Below are 20,785 nucleotides of genomic sequence, written 5' to 3'. Positions count from 1 at the left end.
CCGATGGCTCGAGGAGGAGTCATGTCGACACCGACGTCGAAGGAAGAACCGCAGTCCGGTCTCGCCGGTACCGCAACCCCGCCGGTCACCGCGGCCGCCGGCGCGACGAGCTCCGACCCCGCGACCGCATCGCGTGCGTTCTCGGTCGAGGGCCTCACACAGTCCGTCAGCACCGTCCGGGTCGGCCCGAAGTACATGTGGGCGCTGAGCCTCGCCCAGTTCGGGCTCTTCGCCGCCCTGCTCACCCCAGTGTTCGTGAGCATGTCGCTCAAGGCGCAGGAGCTGAACCCGACGAGCCCCGAGACGATCGTCGGCTCGGTCCTGCCGTTCGGCGCGCTCGGCGCACTCTTCGCCAATCCGCTCTTCGGTGCCCTGTCGGACCGCACCCGCACCCGGTGGGGTCGCCGCCGCCCGTGGATGATCGGCGGTGTGGTCGTCTTCATCGGCGCGCTCGCCTGGCTGGCGTTCTCGCCGGACGTCCTCCAGCTCACCCTCGCATGGGTCCTCGCACAGGTCTCCGCGAACGCCGTCCTGGCGACGCTGACCGCGAGCTTCGCCGACAACGTGCCGGAGTTCCAGCGCGGCAAGGCCTCGAGCGTGATCGCACTCGCGCAGAACATCGCGATCCTGGCGGGTCTCTACCTCGCGGTGTACCTGGTCGGCAACCTGCCGGTGCTCTTCATCGCCCCGGGTGTGCTGGCCGTCGTCGTCATCCTCGTCTACTCGGTCATCGCCCGCGACGAGCTGCCGTCGACCCCGACGAAGCCCTTCAGCTGGACCACCCTCATCGCCTCGTTCTGGACGAACCCGGTCAAGCACCCGGACTTCGGGCTCGCCTGGTGGGGTCGCTTCCTGATCACGTTCGGCACGTTCATGTTCACGACCTACCGGGTCCTCTACATGCAGGACCGCATCGGCCTGCCCGAGGCGCAGGCCGTCGCCGCCGTGGCGTTCGGCGTGCTCCTCTACACGGTCGCCCTGCTCGTCAGCGCGTCGATCTCCGGCTGGGTGTCCGACCGGATCCGCCGCCGCAAGGTGTTCGTCTGGGGCTCCACTGCCCTCACCGCGGTCGGCCTCGTGATCCTCGCGCACGTCGACAGCGTCGGTGGGTTCTACTTCGCGGAGATCGTCCTCGGGTTCGCCTTCGGCATCTACGCGGCCATCGACACCGCCCTCGTCGTGGACGTGCTGCCCGACCCGGAGCGTCCGGGCAAGGACCTCGGCGTGATCAACATCGCCAACGCCCTGCCGCAGTCCCTCGCTCCGGCGGCCGGCCTGTTCCTGCTCGGCCTCGGCGGCGGGCAGAACTACACGCTCATGCTCTGGGGTGCCGGCGTCGCCGTGCTCCTCGGTGCGCTCGTGATCCTGCCGATCAAGAAGGTGCGCTGACAGCCGTCCGCCCGCGCTGACGCAGCGTCAGCGCTCGACCACCGTCGTCCCCGTCGCAGCGGCCCAGAGCCGCTCGACGGGGACGACGTGTCCCAGCACCGCGCACGCCGCCCGGTGGCCGGAGCACAGCGCCGCGGTCACCGTGGCCGGGTCGTCCGTCCAGGTCGCCTCGCCCGCCAGGTGGAGCCGGCCGCCGACCGGCACCGCGAGGTCGTCGTGGTCGGCGGTCACCGACCCGGGTGCCATGTGCGCGTAGGAGCCCCGAGCGAACGGGTCGTCCTGCCAGTGGGTGACCCGTACGGCGGTCGGCGCGGGCACATGATCGCCGTACAAGCGACGGAGCTGCGCGAGCACCGAGTCGGACACCGCTGCATCGCTCCATCCCCTGATGGCCCGTGCAGCCGGTCCCGCGGCGAAGGTCAGCAGCGTCGGCACACCGTCGAGCCGGGTGAGGTCGTACCAGGAGTGCCACCACCGCCCCTCCGGCCCGAGCTGCCGGACGGCGTACACGTCCTCGTCCCAGAACCGCTCGGGGAAGCGGAGCACGACCTTCTCGAACGCGTTCATCCGGAGGCGGCCGAGGGCCTCGCGGTGTCGGGCGGGCAGCGGCGGGTCGAACACGAGGTCGCCCGACCGGAGGACCCCGACGGGCACGGTCACGACCGCCGCCTCGGCGCGGACGGTGCCGCGGTCGCTCGTCACGGCGACACCGCCCTCCTCCAGTCGGACGAGGGTGACGACGTGCCCGAGGCGGACGTCGAGCCCCTCGGCCAGCCGCGCCGGCAGGACGTCGTAGCCGTCCGGGAACACCACCTCGTCGCCGGCGATCGCGTCGTCGTCGAGGCCGTGCGCCGCGAGCTCGTCCGCGGGGACGCCGTACTGCTCCTCGCTCCGGTGCTCCAGGTGCTCGAGCACCCGCTCGGCGCGCTCCGGGTCCCAGTCCTGCACGGCGACGGCACGCTCGACGACGTCGCGGAAGGTGTCGTCCGCCGCGGACCGCTCGATCTGTTGCACGAGGACCCGGTCGACGGCACGCACGTCGGTCGCGAAGCGTCGGGTGGCGTCGGCGTCCAGGCGGGTGCCGTCGGGGCCGCGGTAGGCGATCGGGCGGCTGTCGACCTGGTACCCGCCCACCGTGAACTCGACCGTCCGCATGCCGAAGGCCTCGGCAGCGGCGGCGACGGGGCTGTCCTCGACGCCGTGGATCCACGACGCGCCGAGGTCCACGACGGTGCCACTGGACCGGTCGGTGTGCACGCGTCCGCCGATCCGGTCGCGGGCCTCGAGCACGACGACGCGGCGCCCGGCGTCCACCAGCAGGCGCGCTGCGGTCAGTCCGGCGACGCCGGCGCCGACGACCACGACGTCGGTGTCCTCGATCCCGCTCACCGTGCCAGCGTGCCACGCACGCACGCACGCCGGCGGGCCGGCCGGCGGCCCGGCGGGCCGGGCGGCCCGGTTGGTGCCCCGATCCTCGGGCTCAGCGACAGTTCACGCGCCGCTCGGCCCGTGAACTGTCGCTGAGCCCGAAACCCGGGCGCAGGTCGGTGAGCCGGGCCAGCCACGGGGCGGACGGGAGGCGCGGGACAGGGCCGCCACGCGCCTCCCGTCCGTCAGCGGTGCAGCTCCCGCCGCAGGGACCGCAGCACACGCATGAGGACGTCGAGCTTCGTCTGTCCGGCCTCGAACGGACGCCCGATCGCCGCGCGCGGCGTGAGGACGAGCACGCCGCCGCCCGTGAGGTCGAGCCAGAGCGCGGAGTCCACCCGCTGCCCCTGGACGTCCCTCGTGGCGAGGCCGATGCGCTCGATGGCGGACCACGCGAGCGTCCGCGTCGGTGTCGCACGCTCCGGCGACCACTCGTGCAGGCCGTCCGCGTCGACGGTCCACATCGTCGCGTGCGGGTTCGGGGTGTCCTCGGAGGCGCGGATGCCGGTCCCGGTCACCGGGAGGAAGAACGCCGGCGTCGTCCCACTCTGCCGGATCCGGGCCAGGGTGCGGCGGTCACGGCGACCGTTCGACCACGAGCCGACGAGCGCGACGATCCCGATGAACACGAGCACCGCGGGTCCGAGCAGTGCGCTCGACTGGGCCCGGCTGCCGGTGACCCGGTCGAAGAAGCCGGGCGTGGTGAACTCGAGGACGAGGACCACGATGCCGATCGCTGCGGAGACGACGCTCCCGACGATCACCCGCCAGGGCCGCGGCGGCACGCCGTCGCGCAGCCGTTGCACCCACCGGTCAGCCGCGTACTCCACCGGCCCATCCTGCCGGGCGGACCGGCGGGTGGGCCGGCATCGCCCGAGTCTCGCGCTCAGCGACGGATCACGGGCCCGCGAGCGCGCGCAGTGTCGCCCAGGCCGAGACTCGGCGCAGCACCGCGCGGCGCGGCGCGCACCGCGACGCGCGTCAGCGCCGGACGGCCCGGCGCCGCCCGAACAGCGCGCCGAGCAGCCGGGACAACCCGGACTCCGGCGCCACGACGGTCTCGACCGCCCGGGTCGGCGCCCGGAAGGCGAGGTCGTGCAGCATGTTCCGCTTCGACCCGTCCCAGTTCGCGAAGAGGTACGAGCCGCCGACGAACGACATGCTCCGCACCGGCGTGCGCTTCCACGTGTCGCCCGCCACGTAGTACCCGGCGTGACCGGCACGGATGTGACGGATGACGGTGTCGACGTCGATCACGCTGGTCTCGGTGACGACGGCGGTGATGCCCGTCCGGTCACGGGCGACGTACTCGATGAGGTGTTCAGACACGTGAGGCTCTTGGTCGCGGGTCACCCTCGCCGTGGCAGGGAACACGACGAGGCCTGGTGGGGAAGCGTCGTTGTTTCCGAACCCCAGAGTACGCCGAGAGCCCCGTGCCGCACAGGACACCGCGTCCCCCGGATCAGACGGTACGGAGTGCGGGGCGCTGGCGGGCGGGGGAGCGGGCCGCCGAGGTGCGATGCTGGGGCGGTGCCCCTCTCCGTCCCGGCCGTCCGGTCGGCCCTGCCCGGTGTCGCGCTCGCCGTCCTCGTCGGGCTCGTCGCCACGCTCGTCGGTCGCGCCGTCCCGGTCGTGGGCGGCCCGGTGCCGGCCGTCGTGCTCGGCGGGGTCCTCGGCTGGCTCCTGCGGCGGCGGGGCGAGGGCGGCCTCGGAGCGCTGCAGCCCGGCGTGAAGTTCGCGTCGAGCCGCGTCCTGCAGGCGGCCGTGGTCCTGCTCGGCGCGCAGCTCTCGATCGCCGAGGTGCTCCGGATCGGCGGCGAGACCCTCCCGGTCATGCTGACGACCCTCGTCGTGTGCCTCGTGGCGGCGTGGGGGCTCGGGCGGCTGCTCCGGGTCTCGAGCGCCCTGCGCACCCTGATCGGCGTCGGCACCGGCATCTGCGGCGCCTCCGCGATCGCCGCGGTCACGCCCGTGATCGGGGCCGCGAGCGCGGAGGTCGCCTACGCGATGTCGACGATCTTCCTCTGCAACATCGCGGCGGTCTTGGTCTTCCCCCTCCTCGGACACGCGCTCGGCCTCGGCCAGCACGCCTTCGGCGTCTTCGCGGGCACCGCGGTCAACGACACGTCCTCGGTCGTCGCCACGGCGACGGTCTACGGTCGCCAGGCGACCGACACCGCCGTCGTCGTGAAGCTGGTCCGGACGCTGATGATCATCCCGATCGTGGTCGGCCTGGCCGGTCTGGAGGCGCGCCGCACCGCCCGCACCGATCCCACCGCCGCCCCGGTGCCGGGTCGCGCCGGGGGCGTGGGCCGTGTGCTGCGGTTGGTCCCGTGGTTCCTGGTCGGGTTCCTGGTCGTCGTGCTGCTGCGGACGATCGGGGTGCTGCCCGCGGCGGCCGCGCCCGGCCTCGCCGAGGCGGCAACCTTCCTGATCACGGTCGCGCTCGCGGCGATCGGGCTCTCGACGGACTTCGGTGCGCTCCGCCGGGCGGGCTTCCGGCCGATGCTGCTCGGCATCGCGCTCTGGGTGCTGGTCGCGGGGACGAGCCTCGGGGCGCAGGCGGCGTTCGGGCTCCTCTGACGGTCACCCGGACGCCGCCTGCGGTTCAGCCGCGCAGCGCCTCGGTGAGCTTCACGCGCCCACCGGTGCGGAGCAGCGCGTTCTCGTAGACGCGAGCGCCGACGAGGACGACCACGACCACCGAGGCCACGACGACCACGAGCGAGAGCAACGGTTCCCACCACTCGGCGGTCCCCAGGAAGATCCGCATCGGCATGCCGATCGGCGCGCTGAACGGCACGTACGACATGACGCCGAGGATCGTCGGGTTGTCGTACGCGACGATGATCAGCACGTAGGGGATCATCACGAGCATCATCACCGGGGTGGTGACGCTGCCGACGTCCTCCTGGCGGGACACCAGCACCGCGGCGGCCGCGAACAGGGCCGCGATGAGCACGAAGCCCACGGCGAAGAAGCCGATGAACCAGAGCATGCTCGGCCCGAGCATCGAGTACATGTTGTCCTGCCCGGTGACCGCCAGGGTGACCGCCGCGGCCACGGCGACGGCCACGATCTGCGCGAACGCCATGACGCTGTTGCCGAGGACCTTGCCGGCCAACAGGGCCCGCGCGGGGATCGCCGCCATCAGGATCTCGACCACGCGGGTCGACTTCTCCTCGACGACGCTCTGCGCGATCGACTGTCCGAACGTCACCGCCGAGGCGAAGTACACGACGCCGAACGCGATCGCGACGAGGTAGACGAGTCCACCGGGGAGCGCGTCCGGATCGAGCAGGTCGACCCGCGGCGTGACGCTCAGCGCCGAGACGACGTCGGCCGGGGCGTCGTCGAGCCCGACCACCCGGTAGCCGAGCGCATCGTCGGAGGGCAGGACGGCGGCATCGACGTCGCCGCGTTCGACCAGGCGCTCGGCGGCTGCGGAGTCCGGGGCCTCGGTCACGTCGAGGCCCTTCGTCGTGGGGAGCGAGACGCCCGCGACGACCGCGACCGGGGTGGTGTCGTCCGCGGTGGCCTTGCCGACGATGCCGCCGACCACGATCGACGCGACGACCATCCCGATCAGGATGAGCGCCGACACGACGAACGCCTTGCTGCGGACCCGCGCCTGGATCTCACGGCCGGCGACGAGCCGGACGGCCTGCACGAAGGAACTGTTCATCGGACGACCTCCCGGAAGACCTCGCTGAGCCGCGGTACGCGCCGCGAGAACGACCCGACGGTGCCGTGCTGCACGGCCCGCTGCAGGACGCGCTGGGCGACCGCGTCGTCCGCCTCGAACAGCGCGTAACCGCCGTCGAACTCGCGCACCGCCACGCCCGCCTCGTCGCGGAGCCAGGCCACGTCACCGTCGACGAGCAGCTCCCACGCCGGGGGTCCGGCGGTGCGGCGGAGCTCGTCCTGCGGTCCGGCGGCGCGGATGGACCCGCCGGCGATCACGACCACGTCGTCGCAGAGCCGTTCGACCACGTCGAGCTGGTGGCTGGAGAAGAGGACCGGCACCCCCGTCGCCGCGGTCTCCCGCAGGACGCCGAGCACGGTGTCGACGGCCATCGGGTCGAGGCCCGAGAACGGCTCGTCGAGCACGAGGACCTCGGGGTCGTGGGCCAGGGCGGCGGCGACCTGCACGCGCTGCTGGTTGCCGAGCGAGAGCTTCTCGACGGCGTCGCCGGCGTGCCCGGTGAGGTCGAGACGCTCGAGCAGGTCGGCCGTGCGGGTGGCCGCGGTGGGCTTGTCCACGCCGTGGAGGCGGGCCAGGTAGGTGACCTGCTCGGCGACCGGCATCTTCGGGTACAACCCGCGCTCCTCCGGCATGTAGCCGAACCGTCGGCGGTCGGCCGGGCCGAGCTCGGCGCCGTCGATCGACACGGTACCGGCGTCGGCGCGCAGCACCCCGAGCAGGATCCGCATGGTCGTGGTCTTGCCGGCGCCGTTGCCGCCGACGAACCCGGTGAGCCGACCGTCCCCGACCGTGAACGTCACGTCGTCGAGCACCCGGCGGTCGCCGTACTGCTTCGTCACCCCTCGGATGTCGAGCATCTCGTTCCCCTCTGCAGCGGCACCCGCCGCCTGCGTTCTCGACGCTAGGGGCCTGGTGGGGTCGACCGCCTCCGGCTGGGGACGGGTCCTGCGCCTCCGCCGCGCGGGGGAGGTGCCGGCCGGGTCCTGCCCCTCCGCCGTGCGGGGGAGGGGGAGTCAGGCCGACGTGCCCGCGACCCCGTGCTCGAACGCCCAGACCACCGCCTGGATACGGTCGCGGAGCCCGGTCTTCTGCAGCACGTTCGAGACGTGGGTCTTGACGGTGGCCTCGCCGACGAAGAGCTCCGCCGCGATCTCCGCGTTGCTCAACCCGCGGGCGAGCAACCGCAGCACCTCGGCCTCGCGTTCGGTGAGCCCCGCCGCCGCGACGGCCGCTGCGCCGTCCGCGCCCGGTCCGGACCGTCCCGGTGCGTCCGGACGGCTCGACCCGGCCGACGTCGCCCGGCTGATCACCCGGCGCGTGACGTCGGGCGCGAGCAGGGCGTCGCCCGCGGCCACCGTCCGGACGGCCTCGATCAGTCGCTCGGGGGAGGCGTTCTTGAGGAGGAACCCGCTCGCACCGGCCTCGAGCGCCTGGAAGAGAGCGTCGTCGTGGTCGAAGGTCGTCAGCACGAGCACCGCCGGCGGGTCCGGGAGCGCCGCGATCCGCCGGGCTGCCTCGAGCCCGTCGACGCCGGGCATCTGCACGTCGAGACACACCACGTCCGGCCGGAGCCGCTCGACGGCCTCGACCGCGGCGGCGCCGTCCGCTGCCTCGCCGACGACCCGGAGCCCCGGCTCGGACTCGAGGATCACGCGGAAGCCGGCGCGGACGAGCTCCTGGTCGTCCGCCAGCACGATCGTCAGGTCGTCGGCAGCCATGCCCGCACCAGGTACCCTCCTCGGGCACGCGGCCCGACCTCGATCCGTCCCCCCACCGCGGCGACGCGCTCGCGCATCCCCACGTGGCCGAGTCCGCTGCCCGAGGTGTCCTGGCCGCCCCGGATGCCGCGCCCGTCGTCGGCCACCTCGATCTCGACGCCGTCGTCGAGGTAGCGCAGCCGGACGTCGGCGCTCGCCGTGGGCCCCGCGTGCTTGAGGACGTTCGTGACGGCCTCCTGCACGATCCGGTAGGCCACGGTCGACACGGTCGGCGGGACCGGGCGTTCGTCGCCCACGACCACGTAGTCCGTGGGGTGCCCGGCGGTCCGGGCGGACTCGGCCAGCTCGGCGATCCGGGCGAGGCCGGTCGTGCTCGGGGCGTCCTCGACGGTCGTGTCGCCGTCGTCGACGGAGCGGAGCGTGCCGAGCATCCGCCGGAGTTCCTCGACCGCGGTGCGAGCGCTGTCCTCGACGACCCCGAGCGACCGGGTCGCCTGCGCTGGGTCTCGGTCGACCACGCGGCGGGCGGCACCGGCCTGCACGCCCATCAGCGAGACGTGGTGCGCGACGACGTCGTGCAGCTCGCGTGCGATCCGGACGCGTTCGAGCGACACCGCCTGCGCCGCGGACCGTTCGCGCTCGGCTGCGAGCTCCGCGGTCCGCTCGTCGAGCTCGTGTCGAGCGACGGCCGACGCCCACGCCCGGTTGCCGGCGTACCAGGCGGCGCCGAAGTAGGCCACGTTGATGACGATGTTGAGCAGCGACATCGCGATGTACGGCGGGACGACCGAGTGGCCCTCGTTCGGCAGCGAGGTCGGCGACGCCCACCCGAACGAGATCGCGAGGAACAGCCACGCGAACATCCCCCCGATGACGACCCAGCGCACGACCTCGGCACGCATCCGGTCGGAGCACCACGCCCCCACGGTGTACAGCGCGACGAAGAGCGTGACGTTGACGACGAACACCTCGGGCACGTGCAGGAGCTGTGCTCCGGCGAACGCCAGCGCCGAGACGACCGCGACCGTCATCGGCCAGCGACGGCGGAACGCGATCGGCGCCGCGTTCGCGACGACGAGCAGCGCCGACACCCACCACGCCGCCTGGTCGTCGCCGTACGTGCCGGCCGACCCGTACAGGAAGGTGGTGACCCCCATCGCCCCGGCGAGCGCGAGTGCGAGCACCGCGTCCTGCCGGTGCTCGCGCCGCCCCACCGGCAGGCGCGTCCACTCCGTCGTCCCCATGCGGACCACGCTAGCGGCTGCGCGGAGCGGACAGGAGTCGGGCTGTGGACGGGAGGCGCGGGGCCCGTGACCGACGTCCCTCACCCGCACCGCGCCTCCCGTCCGTCACGCGTCGGCGTCCGCCGTCGTCGCGGTGCGGACCCGGGGCGGCATCGCTGCGACCGCCGCCCGCCAGGCCCACGCCGCCCCGGCGAAGACCACGGCGGTCAGCACCCACAGCAACCACGGCACGTCGGTGTCGAGCAGGCCGAGCGTCGCGGGGAACAGGGCCATGCCGACCGAGCCGGCGGTCTGGAAGACGCCGATCGCCCGGCCGCGGATCCTCGGGTGCGGTGCCTCGGCCATCACGGCGTTCGCGGCGGGCAGTGCCACCATGTCGGCGACCGCCAGCGCCACCGCGACGAGCACGACGACGACCCAGGCGCCGGCCCCGTGCATCGGCGGCAGGACGGCGAGCGGGAGGACGGCCAGCGCGATCGTCCCGGCGCCGACGGCGACGAGCACCCCGCGGTCGAACCCGGCGACCCGGCGCGTCACCGACGTCTGCAGCACGGCGGCGAGCCCGGTGGCGACGGCGAACTGCACGGGCGCGACGGCCGCGGGCAGGTGCCAGCGTTCGACGAACAGCACGCTCAGCGCGACGTTCGGCAGCACCATCGCGGGGCCGAGCAGGAACTGCCCGAGCGTGACGAGGCGCATCGACCGGTCGGCGGCGAAGGCACGGAGGGAACCGGCGTGCCCGTCCTCCAGGTCCCTCGACGCCGCTTCGCGGGGCCCCGTGCTGCCGCCCGTGCGCTGCGTCGCGAAGACGATCGCGGCGGCGACGCTCGTCACGACGTTCGCCGCCACGAGCCACCGCAGCCCGTCGTGCCCGCCGCCGGCCAGCGTGACCGCGGCGACGACCGCACCGGCACCGAGGGCGGCGGCCTTCGTGGCCTCGAGGAACGCGAACCAGCGCTCGAACGGCCGACCGTCGGAGAGGTCGTGGACGTACGCGGTCCAGGACGTCCAGTACAGCCGCTCGGACGCGTTCGCGAGGAACACCGCGGCGAAGACCAGGACCGGGTCGTGCGCGACGAAGTACAGCGTGAAGCCGGCGGCGGACAGCAGGTTGTTCGTGATCATCGACCACTTCGCGCCGGAGCGGTCGGTGAGCACCCCGCCGAGCAGTCCGATCGGGAGCGCGGCGAGCGAGGCGGCGGTGGAGAGCAGGCCGACCGTGCCGAGCGACAGGTCGGTGGTGAGCGTGAAGTAGACGACGGTGAGCGGCAGCGTGAGGCCGGCGCCGATCGTGTCGACGAGCACCGCGAACGTGACGAAGCGGTGCTCGGCGAGCGTGGAGACGGAAGCCCGGAGGCGGGCGTGGACGGAGAACACGGGAGCAGACCCTCGGATGTCGTCGCACGGCTGAGGCCGTGCGGGCGGACGGAAGCGCGCGGACCGAGTGGTCCGCGGGTGAGGGGGAGCCGGAACAGGTACCGGCTCAGCGCTTCGTTGCCATGACTCCGCTGTCGTGTCGAGGGGTGCTCGACGTCACGCTAGTGCCGGAGTACCGTCCCTGCCAACCCGCCGCGACGGTGCGGTGGGTGTCGAACAGAGGAGACACCGTGCAGTTCCTCGTCAACGTCGTGGACGACGGGCAGGCCGAGGCCGCCGGTCGCACCGAGTCGGCCACCCGGCAGGAGGCGGAGGCGGTCGACGCGCTGAACGCACGGCTCGGCGACGCGGTCGTCCTCGCCGCGGGCATCTCGGCACCGGACGACGCGATGGTCGTCGACGCCCGGACCGGCAGTCCGCAGCGCACGCCCGGGCCGCTGCACCGCGGGGCGGAGTACGTCGCGGGCTTCTGGGTGCTCGAACTACCCGACGCGGAGACCGCGGTGCGGGTCGCGGGCGAGGCCTCAGCGGCGTGCAACCGGAAGATCGAGCTCCGTCCGCTGCTCTGAGCGTCGCCGGGCGACGGCGGGGAGGGCGCTCGCCGCGGTGACGACGGCGCCCGCGACGAACGCGCCCGGGTAGCCGAGCGACCCGACGAGCCCGCCGGCGACGGCCGACCCCACCGCCTGGCCGAGGACGAGCGCGACGAACAGCACGGACGTGCCCGCGGCGGCGTACCCGGCGTCGAGCTCGGTGGTGCGGGCGATGAGGGCTCCGGTCGCAGCGGTGTACCCCCAGCCGAACACCGCGCACGCTGCGATCGCCACCGCGGGCCACTGCGGCGCGACACCGAGGGCGGCAACTGCCAGGGCGACCGGGGCGGCCGAGACGGTCCAGGCCGTGCGTGCTCGGAGCCCGGCGGTCCACCGGGCGGTGACCACCACGGCCGCGCCACCGGCTCCGAGGACGATCCAGGCGACGACGGACAGCGCAGCAGGGGTCCCGGACGCGGTGAGGGTCGCCCGGCCGTACGTCCAGACGACCGCGGAGCCGACGCCGAACAGGAGCGCCCGGGTGGCGACGCCCCGGTGTGCCAGCGCCCAGTCGCGCCCGGGGAGCACCGGGGCGGCGGTGCGCGGGTGGGGCGTGCCCGTCCGGGCGCCGGCGGTGCCGCTCGCCGCCGAGCCGGCCGTCGCGGCGAGCAGGACCGCGCCCACGACGAGTCCGGCCACGCCCGACCACGCCCACGCGCTGCGCCAGTCGGGCAGGAGCACGAGCGCGAGGGCTCCGGCGACGACGAGTCCGGGTCCGGTGCCCGCGTTCACGACCGCCTCCGCCCGGGGCACGTCCGGCTCTGCGAACCGGTCGGCGACGATCCGGACGAGTGCGGGGGAGGCGATCCCGGCCGCCGCCGACCCCACCACCGACGCGACACCGAACCCGAGCGGCCCGGCCGCCGTCGCCATGCCGACGGCCCCGCCCGCCGCGACGAGTGCGGCGACCGCCACGAGGGCCCGCGGCGTCCGCCCGGCGAGCAGGAAGCCCGCGACCGCACCGACGCAGTACACCGCCGAGGCACCGGAGGCGATCCCACCGGCGAGCGCCGAGGACAGGCCGAGGTCGTCCTGCACGTCGGGCAGGAACAGGCCGTAGGCGAGTCGGACGAGGCCGTACGACACGGCGATGAGGCCGAGGCCGCCGACGAGGACGAGGCGCTGTCGTGACGAAAACGATCGTTTCACATCAGTGACCCTAGAGTGCTGCCATGACGATGCGTCCAGGGACGGAGCAGAAGCTGCTCGACGCCGCCGAGGAGCTGTTCTTCGCGCGGGGCATCGCCGCGACGCCGATCGACGCCGTCCTCGAGCGCGCCGGGGTCTCCAGCGCGACGCTCTACCGCGGGTTCCCGAGCAAGGAGTCCCTCGTCGCCGCGGCCCTCCGTCGCCGCCACGACGACTGGCTCGTCACGTGGGACCGGGCGATCGCGGCCGCGCCGGACGACCGCGGGCGACTGCTCGCCGTGTTCCGTGCGCTCGACGAGTACCGGTCCACGCCCACCGGTTCGCGATGGTGCGCGTTCCTCGGCACCGCCGCCGAGTACGTCGACGCCCCAGAGGACGTGCGCGCCGTGCTCGCCCTCGAGACCGGCACGCTCCGGCAGCGGCTCACCGACCTCGCCGTGCCGCTCGTCGGAGCGGAGGACGCCGACCGGTTCGCGGACCAGCTCCTCGTGCTCGTCTCCGGCTCGCTCGCGATGCGGCTCCGGGACGGCTCCCGCGACGCCACGGCCGCGCGGGAGATCGCCGCCGCGCTCCTCGACGCGCGGACGACCCAGCCCGCGCGACCGACCGACGCCGCGCGGGCGGACCGCGCATGACGGCGGGACGCGGTGCGCGGATCACCCGCCGCACGCTCATCGGCGTCGGCGCGGCCCTCGTGGCCGGCGGCACGCTCGCCGAGCTCGTGGACGTCCGGCTGCTCCCCGGCCGCTCGACAATGTACCGCGTGCTGGGTCTCGACGGCCCGGCCGGTCGGATCCCCGACGTCGCGCCCGTCCCGACCGTCTCCGGCACCTTCGTCTCCGCCGCCCGCCGCGGTCGCACGGTCGGCTGGTCCGTCATCGCCCCGGCATCCGACACCCCGCTGCCCGTGGCCGTCGCCCTGCACGGCTACGGCGACACGCACACCGCCTTCACCGAGGAGCTCGGCTGGGACCGCTTCCTCGCCGCGCACCTCGCCGCCGGCGGCGCACCGTTCGCGATCGCGGCCGTCGACGGCGGGAACCGGTACTGGCACCACCGCGCGGACGGCGACGACCCGGCCGCGATGGTCGTCGACGAGTTCGTCCCGCTGCTCGCCCGCCGTGGTCTCGACACGGCGCGGCTCGGGTTCGCCGGGTACTCGATGGGCGGGTACGGCGCGCTGCACCTCGCCGGGGCGCTCGGCCCGGAGCGCGTCCGGGCGGTCTCGGCGATCAGCCCCGCGCTCTGGACCGCCGCGGGCGACACCGCCCGTGGAGCCTTCGACGACCCCGCCGACTTCCGGCGTGCCACCGTGCTCGGTCGACAGCGTTCGCTGGACGGCGTGGCGGTGCGGGTCGACTGCGGCACCGGTGACGGCTTCGAGCCTGCCACACGCACGTACGTCGACGGGTTCCGCACGCCACCGGCGGGCGGCTTCCAGCCCGGCGGACACACGCGCGCCTACTGGCGGCGCCTCGCGCCGGAGCAGCTCGCCTTCCTGGGGCGGCACCTGCGGGCCTGAGCGCCGACCACCGACGGACGGGAGGCGCGTGGCGGCGCCGCCACGCGCCTCCAGACCGTCCGCGGTCGGGTCCGCCAGCCGCGGCTCGGTCGGGACCGCTCAGGCGCGACCGCGGTTGCGGCGGCGGATCTCCTTCGGGGCGCGCCCGGCCAGGAAGGACCGGGCCGGGTCGACGAGGAAGCCGCGCCGCAGTGCCTCGCGGCCGACGAGCATCCGGAAGCCCATCTGGTCGCGGTTGCTCAGCGTGACCTCGGCGTCGATCGTGCGGCCGGCGAGTGTGATCGGGGTGAGGACGACGATGCGCTCCTGCGTGTGGCCCGTCGAGCTGCGGACGATCCGGCGGTCGTGCACGTCGCACTCGATCGTCACGGCGTCCGCGTCGGTGTCCTGCCACGGGTGCACCGAGAAGCGGACGCGGTCGCCGGGGAGCTCCTCGAGGTCGAACGCGTGCAGGGCCGAACTCCGCGCGCCGGTGTCGAGCTTCACCTTGATCCAGGGGAGCCCGATGCCCGGCAGGGCCGCCCACTCGCGCCAGCCTGCGATCGTGGGGGTCCGGGTCATGTGCCCATCCTGTCGCATGCTTTGATGGAGCGTCGCCGTCGATACCGATCACCCGCGGAGCCCCCGATGAAACTCGCCATCCTGTCGCGCGCGCCCCGCGCGTACTCGACACAGCGACTCCGCGCCGCCGCGATCGACCGCGGGCACGACGTCAAGGTGCTGAACACCCTCCGGTTCGCCATCGACCTGACCGCGGACGAGCCCGACCTGCTCTACCGCGGCAAGCTCCTCAGCGACTACGACGCCGTCCTGCCGCGCATCGGCAACTCGATCACGTACTACGGCACCGCGGTCGTCCGCCAGTTCGAGCAGATGGACGTCTACACGCCGAACACCGCGACGGGCATCACGAACTCGCGGGACAAGCTCCGGGCGAACCAGATCCTCTCCCGGCACCACATCGGCATGCCGGCGACGACCTTCGTGAACAGCCGGGCCGACGTCCGCGGGGCGATCGACCGCGTCGGCGGGGCGCCCGTCGTCATCAAGCTCCTCGAGGGCACGCAGGGCATCGGCGTGATCCTCGCCCCCGAGGCCAAGGTCGCCGAGTCGATCGTCGAGACCCTGCACTCCACGAAGCAGAACGTCCTCATCCAGTCGTTCATCTCGGAGAGCCGCGGCAAGGACATCCGCGCGCTCGTCGTCGGCGACCGGGTCGTGGCCGCGATGCGCCGCAGCGCCTCGGGCGACGAGTTCCGCTCGAACGTGCACCGCGGCGGCACCGTCGAGAAGGTCACGCTCTCGCCCGAGTACGAGGAAGCGGCGGTCCGCTCGGCCCAGATCATGGGGCTCCGGGTCGCCGGCGTGGACATGCTCGAGGGCAACGACGGCCCGCTGGTGATGGAGGTCAACTCGTCGCCGGGGCTCGAGGGCATCGAGCGCGCCACCGGGCTCGACGTCGCGGGCGCGATCATCGACTTCATCGGCAACCAGGTGGCGTTCCCGGAGATCGACGTCCGGCAGCGCCTGTCGGTGTCGACCGGCTACGGCGTCGCGGAACTGCTCGTGCACACGAACGCGGACCTCGTCGGCAAGTCGATCAAGGAGGCCGGGCTCTGGGACCGGGACATCACGGTCCTCACGCTGCACCGCGGTGCGACGGTGATCCCGAACCCCCGGAGCGGCGTCGAACTGCAGGCCAGCGACCGGTTGCTCTGCTTCGGCAAGCTCGAGGAGATGCGATCGATGATCCCGGACCGCCGGCGCCGTCGGTCGAAGGTCCGGAAGCTGCCGAAGGACGCCTGAACCGGTGCCGCTCAGCGCACCCGGATCGCGTACCCAGGTCGGATGCGGAAGTATGTGTCGGTGACGATCATGACGGAACGGCCGGTCGACCAGGCGACGAGCAGCGAACCGGAGCGCCCGGGCAACGCCACGGCGAAGCACCGCAACGTGTCCCTGCTCTCGGTGGCGACGACCACGGCCGACCGCGTGACGACCTCGGCGGACATCGAGGCGCGCCTCCGCGGAGCCCTCCGGCGGCTCCGGCTGCCGATGGGGCTGCTCGAGCGGGTCGCCGGTGTCACGGAGCGCCGCAACTGGGGCGAGGGACAGACCTTCCAGGACGCCGCGATCGACGCGGGTCGTCGGGCGATGGCCGAGGCGGGCATCCGCCCCGAGGACGTCGGGCTGCTCATCAACACGTCGGTGACCCGGCCGCACCTCGAGCCGAGCGTCGCCGTGCGCCTGCACCACGGGCTCGGGCTGCCGACGTCCGCGATCAACTTCGACATCGCGAACGCCTGCCTCGGGTTCGTCAACGCGATGAGCGTCGCCGCGGGCATGATCGACTCCGGGCAGATCAAGTACGCGCTCATCGTGGACGGCGAGGACGCCGACCAGGTGCAGCTCAACACGATCGACCGCCTCAACCAGGGCGGCCGGAACCGCAAGGACTTCATGAGCGAGTTCGCGAGCCTGACCCTCGGGTCCGGTGCCGCGGCCGCCGTGCTCGGCCCGTCCGACGTGCACCCCGAGGGCCACCGCATCGTCGGCGGCGTCACGCGCGCCGCGACGCAGTGGTACGACCTGTGCGTCGGCAGCGTGGACGGCATGTTCACGGACGCCAAGATGCTGCTCAAGGGCGGCATGGAACTCGTCGTCGCCGCCTGGACCGAAGCACGCGCGCACTTCGACTGGGCCGACATGGACCGCTACGTGCTGCACCAGGTCTCCGACGTGCACACGAACGCGTTCGTCGAGGCGATCGGCATCCCGCGCACCAAGGTCCCGACGACCTACCAGCGGTACGGCAACGTCGGCCCGGCCTCGATCCCGATCACCCTGGCGGACGAGGTCTCCCGCGGCGGCATCACCCGCGGCGACCGCGTGTTCCTCGGCGGCGTCGGTTCCGGCATCAACACGGCGATGATGGAACTGCGCTGGTGAGGTCCGGCCTCCCGCGCGTCGCCGCCGCTCCGGCTCCGGCGACGCTCCCGCCGCCCCTGCCCGGACTCGACCCGGCCTGGTCGCGCCTGGTCACCGTCCCCGCTGCCACCGGTGCACGGCCGGGAGGCGCGGATCGCCCCGCGCGCACCTGGCACCTCCTCGACACGGCCGGCTCCCTGGCCGCGCTCGGCGCCACCCCGGTCGGCACCCTGCTCTGCGTGCACGGCAACCCGACCTGGTCGTACCTCTGGCGGTCGGTCGCGGCCCGCACGCTCGACGTCGCCCGCGCGGGCGGGCCGGCCTGGCGCGTGGTCGCGGTCGACCAGCTCGACATGGGCTTCTCGGAGCGGACCGGCGAGCAGCAGCGGCTCGCCGACCGCGTACGGGACCTCGGCGCGCTGACCGACGAACTCGACCTGACCGGGCCGGTGGTCACCCTCGGGCACGACTGGGGCGGTGTGGTCTCGCTCGGCTGGGCCGTCGACCACCCGTCGCTCGTCGTCGGGGTCGCCACGTGCAACACCGCCGTGCACCAGCCCGACGACGCCCCGATCCCAGCGCCGCTGCGGTTGGCACTGCGTCCGGAGGTCCTCGGGCGCGGGACCGTCCTGACGCCGGCGTTCCTCGAGACCACCCTGGCGATCGCCCACCCGCGGCTCACCCGGCCCGTCGCCGACGCCTACCGTGCGCCGTACCGCGGGGCCGCACGTCGCGGGGGCATCGGCGGCTTCGTCGCCGACATCCCGGTCGACGCCACGCACGCGAGCGCCGACGAGCTCGACCGGATCGCCACCGGCGTCGCCGCGCTCGAGGTCCCCGCGCTCGTGATGTGGGGACCTCGCGACCCGGTGTTCCTGGAGCGCTACCTGGACGACCTCGTCGACCGGCTGCCGCACGCCGACGTCCACCGCTTCGAGGGCGCCGGGCACCTGTTGCCGGACGACGCCGACGTGGCGGGGACGGTCACGGACTGGCTCGGTGACCGTCTGCCGGGCGGGACGGCGTCCGACGGGGGCGAGCCGCGCCTCCAGGCCGACGCCGCACCCGAGGCGGACGCGAGCCGCCCGCTGTGGGCGGCACTCGACGACCTGCGCGACTCGGACGAGCCCGCGCTCGTCGAGATGGCGGCTGCCGGCGGACCCCGGACGATCACCTGGCGGCTGCTCGCCCGACGCGTCGACGAGGTCGCGGCCGGGCTGCTCGACGTCGGCGTCCGTGCGGGCGACCGTGTCTCGCTCCTCGTCACCCCCGGGGCGGACCTGACCGCGGCGCTGTACGCCAGCGTCCGGATCGGAGCGGTCGTCGTCGTGGCCGATGCCGGGCTCGGGCTGCGCGGCCTGACGCGGGCCGTCCGCGGTGCCCGACCGGACTGGGTCATCGGGGCGCTGCCCGGCCTCGGTGCCGCCCGCGCCCTCGGCTGGCCCGGACGGCGCATCGCGACCGTGGCGCTGCCGGCGCCCGCGCGTCGTGCGTTGCGCGTCGAGCACACCCTCGCCGAGGTCGCACGTCGCGGAGCCGAGCGGCTCGCCGGAGGCGCGACGCTGCCGGCCGCCCCGTCCGCCGACGTTCCCGCCGCGGTCCTGTTCACGTCCGGGTCGACCGGACCGGCGAAGGGCGTCGTGTACACCCACGGACAGCTCGGTGCCGTCCGCGACGTCCTGGCGACGCAGTACGACGTCGGCGTCGGCACGGGGCTCGTCGCCGGCTTCGCGCCGTTCGCGCTGCTCGGACCGGCGCTCGGGGCCCGTTCGGTCGCACCGGACATGGACGTCACGGCGCCGCGGACGCTCACGGCGCGTGCGGTGTCCGACGCCGTCGCGGCGGCCGACGCCACCGTGGTGTTCCTCTCCCCGGCGGCGCTGGCGAACGTGGTCGCGACGGCGTCCGGGCTGACCGCGCCGCAGCGCGCGGTGCTCGGTCGGGTGCGGCTGTTCCTGTCGGCCGGGGCGCCCGTGTCGGCAGCGCTGCTCGGAGCGGCGACCGACCTCATGCCGAACGCCTCGGCGCACACCCCCTACGGCATGACCGAGGGGCTGCTCATGACGGACGTCGACCTCGACGAGGTGCGCGCCGCGGCCACCGCGCCGGACGACGGCATCTGCGTCGGGCGCCCGGCCGCCGGCGTGCGCGTCCGGATCGCGCCGCTCGACGAGGCCGGGCTGCCCACCGGGGCGCTGACCGACGCTCCCGGGGTCACCGGTGAGATCGTCGTCGCGGCGCCGCACGTCCGCGACCACTACGACCGGCTCTGGGCGACGAACCGGGTGTCCCGGGCCGGCGTCGACGACCCGCGGGCACACCGTACCGGCGACGTCGGGCACCTCGACGGCGACGGTCGGCTCTGGGTCGAGGGTCGGCTGCAGCACGTGGTGACGACGCCGGGCGGGGTCGTCACGCCCGTGGGGCCGGAGCAGCGGATCGAGGGCGTGCCCGGGGTCGGGCGTGCCGGGATCGCGGGGATCGGACCGCGGGGCACGCAGCAGGTCGTCGCGGTGGTCGAGCTCGCCGGTGCCGCGGGCGCGTCCGGACGCCGGTCGCGCGGGGCCCGCGCTGGCTCGGCGTCGCCGGAGCTCGCCGCCGCCGTCCGTGCCGCGGCCGGGGTGCCCGTCGCGGCGGTGCTCACCGTGCCGGTGCTGCCGACCGACATCCGACACAACTCGAAGGTCGACCGCGCACGACTGTCCCGCTGGGCCGAGACCGTGCTGGCCGGCGGACGCGTGGGCCGACCATGAGGGTCCTCGTCACCGGCGCCAGCGGCTTCCTCGGTCGCGCCACCGCCGCCGCCGTCCGCGACGCCGGGCACGAGGTCCGGACCTTCCAGCGTCGGCCCTCCGGGGTCGACGGGGTCACGGACGTCCTCGGCACGATGACCGACGCGGCCGCGGTCGCCCGCGCGGTCGCGGACGTCGACGCCGTCGTGCACCTCGCGGCGAAGGTGTCGCTCGCAGGCGACCCGGCCGACTTCGTCCGCGTGAACGTCGACGGCACCCGGACGATTGTCGACGCCGCTCGGGCCGCCGGGGTCTCGCGCTTCGTCGTCGTGTCCTCGCCCTCGGTGGCGCACACCGGGTCCTCGCTGACCGGAGCCGATGCCGAGCCGGCCGAACCCGAGCGCGCCCGCGGCGACTACGCCCGGACGAAGGCCGCTGCGGAGCTGATCGCCCTCGGCGCGGACGCCCCGGGCTTCGCCGTCGTCGCCGTCCGGCCGCACCTCGTCTGGGGCCCCGGTGACACCCAGCTCGTCGGGCGGATCGTCGAACGGGCCCGGGTCGGACGGCTCCCGCTGCTCGACTCCGGGGCAGCGCTCATCGACACGCTCTACGTCGACAACGCCGCCTCCGCGATGGTCGCAGCGCTCGACCACGCCGCCGACGAGGGCGTGCACGGCAACGCCTACGTCGTCACGAACGGGGAGCCCCGGACGGTCGCCGAGCTGCTGGCGGGGATCTGCACGGCGTCCGGGGTGCCGGCGCCGCGGGTGCACGTGCCCGCCGCGGTCGCCCGGGTCGCCGGGTCGCTCGTCGAGGCGGTCTGGCGCGTGCGACCGGGGGAGGACGAGCCGCCGATGACGCGGTTCCTCGCCGAGCAGCTGTCCACCGCGCACTGGTTCGACCAGCGGCGGACCCGACGCGACCTGCACTGGACGCCGTCGGTGTCGATCGACGAGGGCCTCGCGCGGCTGGCGGCCGCCGCGCGCTGACGCCGCGCAG

General features: G+C 74.3%; 19 protein-coding genes. 9 read left to right on the top strand and 10 right to left on the bottom strand.

What is annotated here, in order from left to right; all coding sequences use genetic code 11:
- Positions 1 to 21: 21 nt before the first annotated feature.
- Positions 22 to 1,389 (top strand): MFS transporter, encoded by a 1,368-nt coding sequence (locus ACY3FI_RS13440; protein WP_462548063.1) that lies wholly within the window; start codon positions 22 to 24, stop codon positions 1,387 to 1,389.
- A 27-nt stretch (positions 1,390 to 1,416) separates the two neighbouring features.
- Here ACY3FI_RS13440 and ACY3FI_RS13435 read toward each other — a convergent pair whose 3' ends face one another.
- From ACY3FI_RS13435 to ACY3FI_RS13425, 3 genes are all read right to left on the bottom strand, one after another.
- Complete coding sequence (locus ACY3FI_RS13435) at positions 1,417 to 2,769, bottom strand: flavin monoamine oxidase family protein (protein ID WP_462550366.1); 1,353 nt, start codon at positions 2,767 to 2,769, stop codon at positions 1,417 to 1,419.
- Positions 2,770 to 3,002: 233 nt separating this feature from the next.
- Positions 3,003 to 3,647, bottom strand: coding sequence for a hypothetical protein (locus tag ACY3FI_RS13430; RefSeq protein WP_462548062.1), 645 nt, complete (start codon positions 3,645 to 3,647; stop codon positions 3,003 to 3,005).
- A gap of 151 nt (positions 3,648 to 3,798) precedes the next feature.
- Positions 3,799 to 4,146: a hypothetical protein gene (locus ACY3FI_RS13425; RefSeq protein ID WP_462548060.1), complete on the bottom strand. Its 348-nt coding sequence runs from the start codon at positions 4,144 to 4,146 to the stop codon at positions 3,799 to 3,801.
- Between the two features lie 201 nt (positions 4,147 to 4,347).
- On the opposite strand from ACY3FI_RS13425, the gene ACY3FI_RS13420 reads away from it, so the two are divergent.
- Positions 4,348 to 5,400 (top strand): YeiH family protein, encoded by a 1,053-nt coding sequence (locus ACY3FI_RS13420; RefSeq protein WP_462548059.1) that lies wholly within the window; start codon positions 4,348 to 4,350, stop codon positions 5,398 to 5,400.
- 25 nt (positions 5,401 to 5,425) lie between these two features.
- On the opposite strand, the gene ACY3FI_RS13415 is transcribed toward ACY3FI_RS13420, so the two are convergent.
- From ACY3FI_RS13415 to ACY3FI_RS13395, 5 genes are all read right to left on the bottom strand, one after another.
- Positions 5,426 to 6,502: an ABC transporter permease gene (locus tag ACY3FI_RS13415; RefSeq protein WP_462548058.1), complete on the bottom strand. Its 1,077-nt coding sequence runs from the start codon at positions 6,500 to 6,502 to the stop codon at positions 5,426 to 5,428.
- Positions 6,499 to 7,380 carry an ABC transporter ATP-binding protein gene (locus ACY3FI_RS13410; protein WP_462548057.1) on the bottom strand — a complete coding sequence of 294 codons (882 nt, stop codon included), beginning with the start codon at positions 7,378 to 7,380 and terminating at the stop codon, positions 6,499 to 6,501. Before ACY3FI_RS13410 ends, ACY3FI_RS13415 begins: the two co-directional genes overlap by 4 nt.
- Positions 7,381 to 7,536: 156 nt before the next feature.
- Complete coding sequence (locus tag ACY3FI_RS13405; protein WP_462548056.1) at positions 7,537 to 8,241, bottom strand: response regulator; 705 nt, start codon at positions 8,239 to 8,241, stop codon at positions 7,537 to 7,539.
- On the bottom strand, positions 8,223 to 9,485 hold the full coding sequence (locus tag ACY3FI_RS13400; RefSeq protein WP_462548055.1) for a sensor histidine kinase: 1,263 nt from the start codon (positions 9,483 to 9,485) through the stop codon (positions 8,223 to 8,225). Before ACY3FI_RS13400 ends, ACY3FI_RS13405 begins: the two co-directional genes overlap by 19 nt.
- A gap of 105 nt (positions 9,486 to 9,590) precedes the next feature.
- Positions 9,591 to 10,862, bottom strand: coding sequence for an MFS transporter (locus tag ACY3FI_RS13395; RefSeq protein ID WP_462548054.1), 1,272 nt, complete (start codon positions 10,860 to 10,862; stop codon positions 9,591 to 9,593).
- 209 nt (positions 10,863 to 11,071) lie between these two features.
- On the opposite strand from ACY3FI_RS13395, the gene ACY3FI_RS13390 reads away from it, so the two are divergent.
- Entirely contained in the window at positions 11,072 to 11,431 is a 360-nt protein-coding gene (locus ACY3FI_RS13390) for a YciI family protein (RefSeq protein ID WP_462548053.1), read from the top strand.
- On the opposite strand, the gene ACY3FI_RS13385 is transcribed toward ACY3FI_RS13390, so the two are convergent.
- Positions 11,387 to 12,604 (bottom strand): MFS transporter, encoded by a 1,218-nt coding sequence (locus ACY3FI_RS13385; RefSeq protein WP_462548052.1) that lies wholly within the window; start codon positions 12,602 to 12,604, stop codon positions 11,387 to 11,389. The two genes, ACY3FI_RS13390 and ACY3FI_RS13385, sit on opposite strands and share 45 nt — an antisense overlap.
- A gap of 23 nt (positions 12,605 to 12,627) precedes the next feature.
- Here ACY3FI_RS13385 and ACY3FI_RS13380 point away from each other — a divergent pair, with 23 nt between their 5' ends.
- A complete protein-coding gene (locus tag ACY3FI_RS13380; RefSeq protein ID WP_462548051.1) occupies positions 12,628 to 13,239 on the top strand; it encodes a TetR/AcrR family transcriptional regulator in 612 nt (203 codons plus the stop codon).
- Positions 13,236 to 14,126 (top strand): alpha/beta hydrolase, encoded by an 891-nt coding sequence (locus ACY3FI_RS13375; protein ID WP_462548050.1) that lies wholly within the window; start codon positions 13,236 to 13,238, stop codon positions 14,124 to 14,126. Before ACY3FI_RS13380 ends, ACY3FI_RS13375 begins: the two co-directional genes overlap by 4 nt.
- 99 nt (positions 14,127 to 14,225) lie before the next feature.
- Here ACY3FI_RS13375 and ACY3FI_RS13370 read toward each other — a convergent pair whose 3' ends face one another.
- Positions 14,226 to 14,687 (bottom strand): ATP-dependent zinc protease family protein, encoded by a 462-nt coding sequence (locus ACY3FI_RS13370; RefSeq protein ID WP_462548049.1) that lies wholly within the window; start codon positions 14,685 to 14,687, stop codon positions 14,226 to 14,228.
- 66 nt (positions 14,688 to 14,753) lie between these two features.
- Between ACY3FI_RS13370 and rimK the strand changes: the two genes are divergently transcribed.
- The 4 genes from rimK to ACY3FI_RS13350 all read left to right on the top strand — a co-directional run bounded on the left by rimK (position 14,754) and on the right by ACY3FI_RS13350 (position 20,775).
- Positions 14,754 to 15,932, top strand: a complete 1,179-nt coding sequence (gene rimK, locus ACY3FI_RS13365; protein WP_462548048.1) for a 30S ribosomal protein S6--L-glutamate ligase — start codon at positions 14,754 to 14,756, stop codon at positions 15,930 to 15,932.
- A 69-nt stretch (positions 15,933 to 16,001) separates the two neighbouring features.
- Positions 16,002 to 17,075 carry a 3-oxoacyl-ACP synthase III gene (locus tag ACY3FI_RS13360; protein ID WP_462550365.1) on the top strand — a complete coding sequence of 358 codons (1,074 nt, stop codon included), beginning with the start codon at positions 16,002 to 16,004 and terminating at the stop codon, positions 17,073 to 17,075.
- Positions 17,072 to 19,807, top strand: coding sequence for an alpha/beta fold hydrolase (locus ACY3FI_RS13355; protein ID WP_462548047.1), 2,736 nt, complete (start codon positions 17,072 to 17,074; stop codon positions 19,805 to 19,807). The genes ACY3FI_RS13360 and ACY3FI_RS13355 overlap by 4 nt, the downstream gene beginning before the upstream one ends.
- Positions 19,804 to 20,775, top strand: a complete 972-nt coding sequence (locus ACY3FI_RS13350; protein WP_462548046.1) for an NAD-dependent epimerase/dehydratase family protein — start codon at positions 19,804 to 19,806, stop codon at positions 20,773 to 20,775. Before ACY3FI_RS13355 ends, ACY3FI_RS13350 begins: the two co-directional genes overlap by 4 nt.
- Positions 20,776 to 20,785: the final 10 nt, after the last annotated feature.

The sequence above is a fragment of the Curtobacterium sp. RM9 genome (genome assembly GCF_054956955.1).
This window is presented reverse-complemented; position numbering and strand designations above follow the sequence as displayed.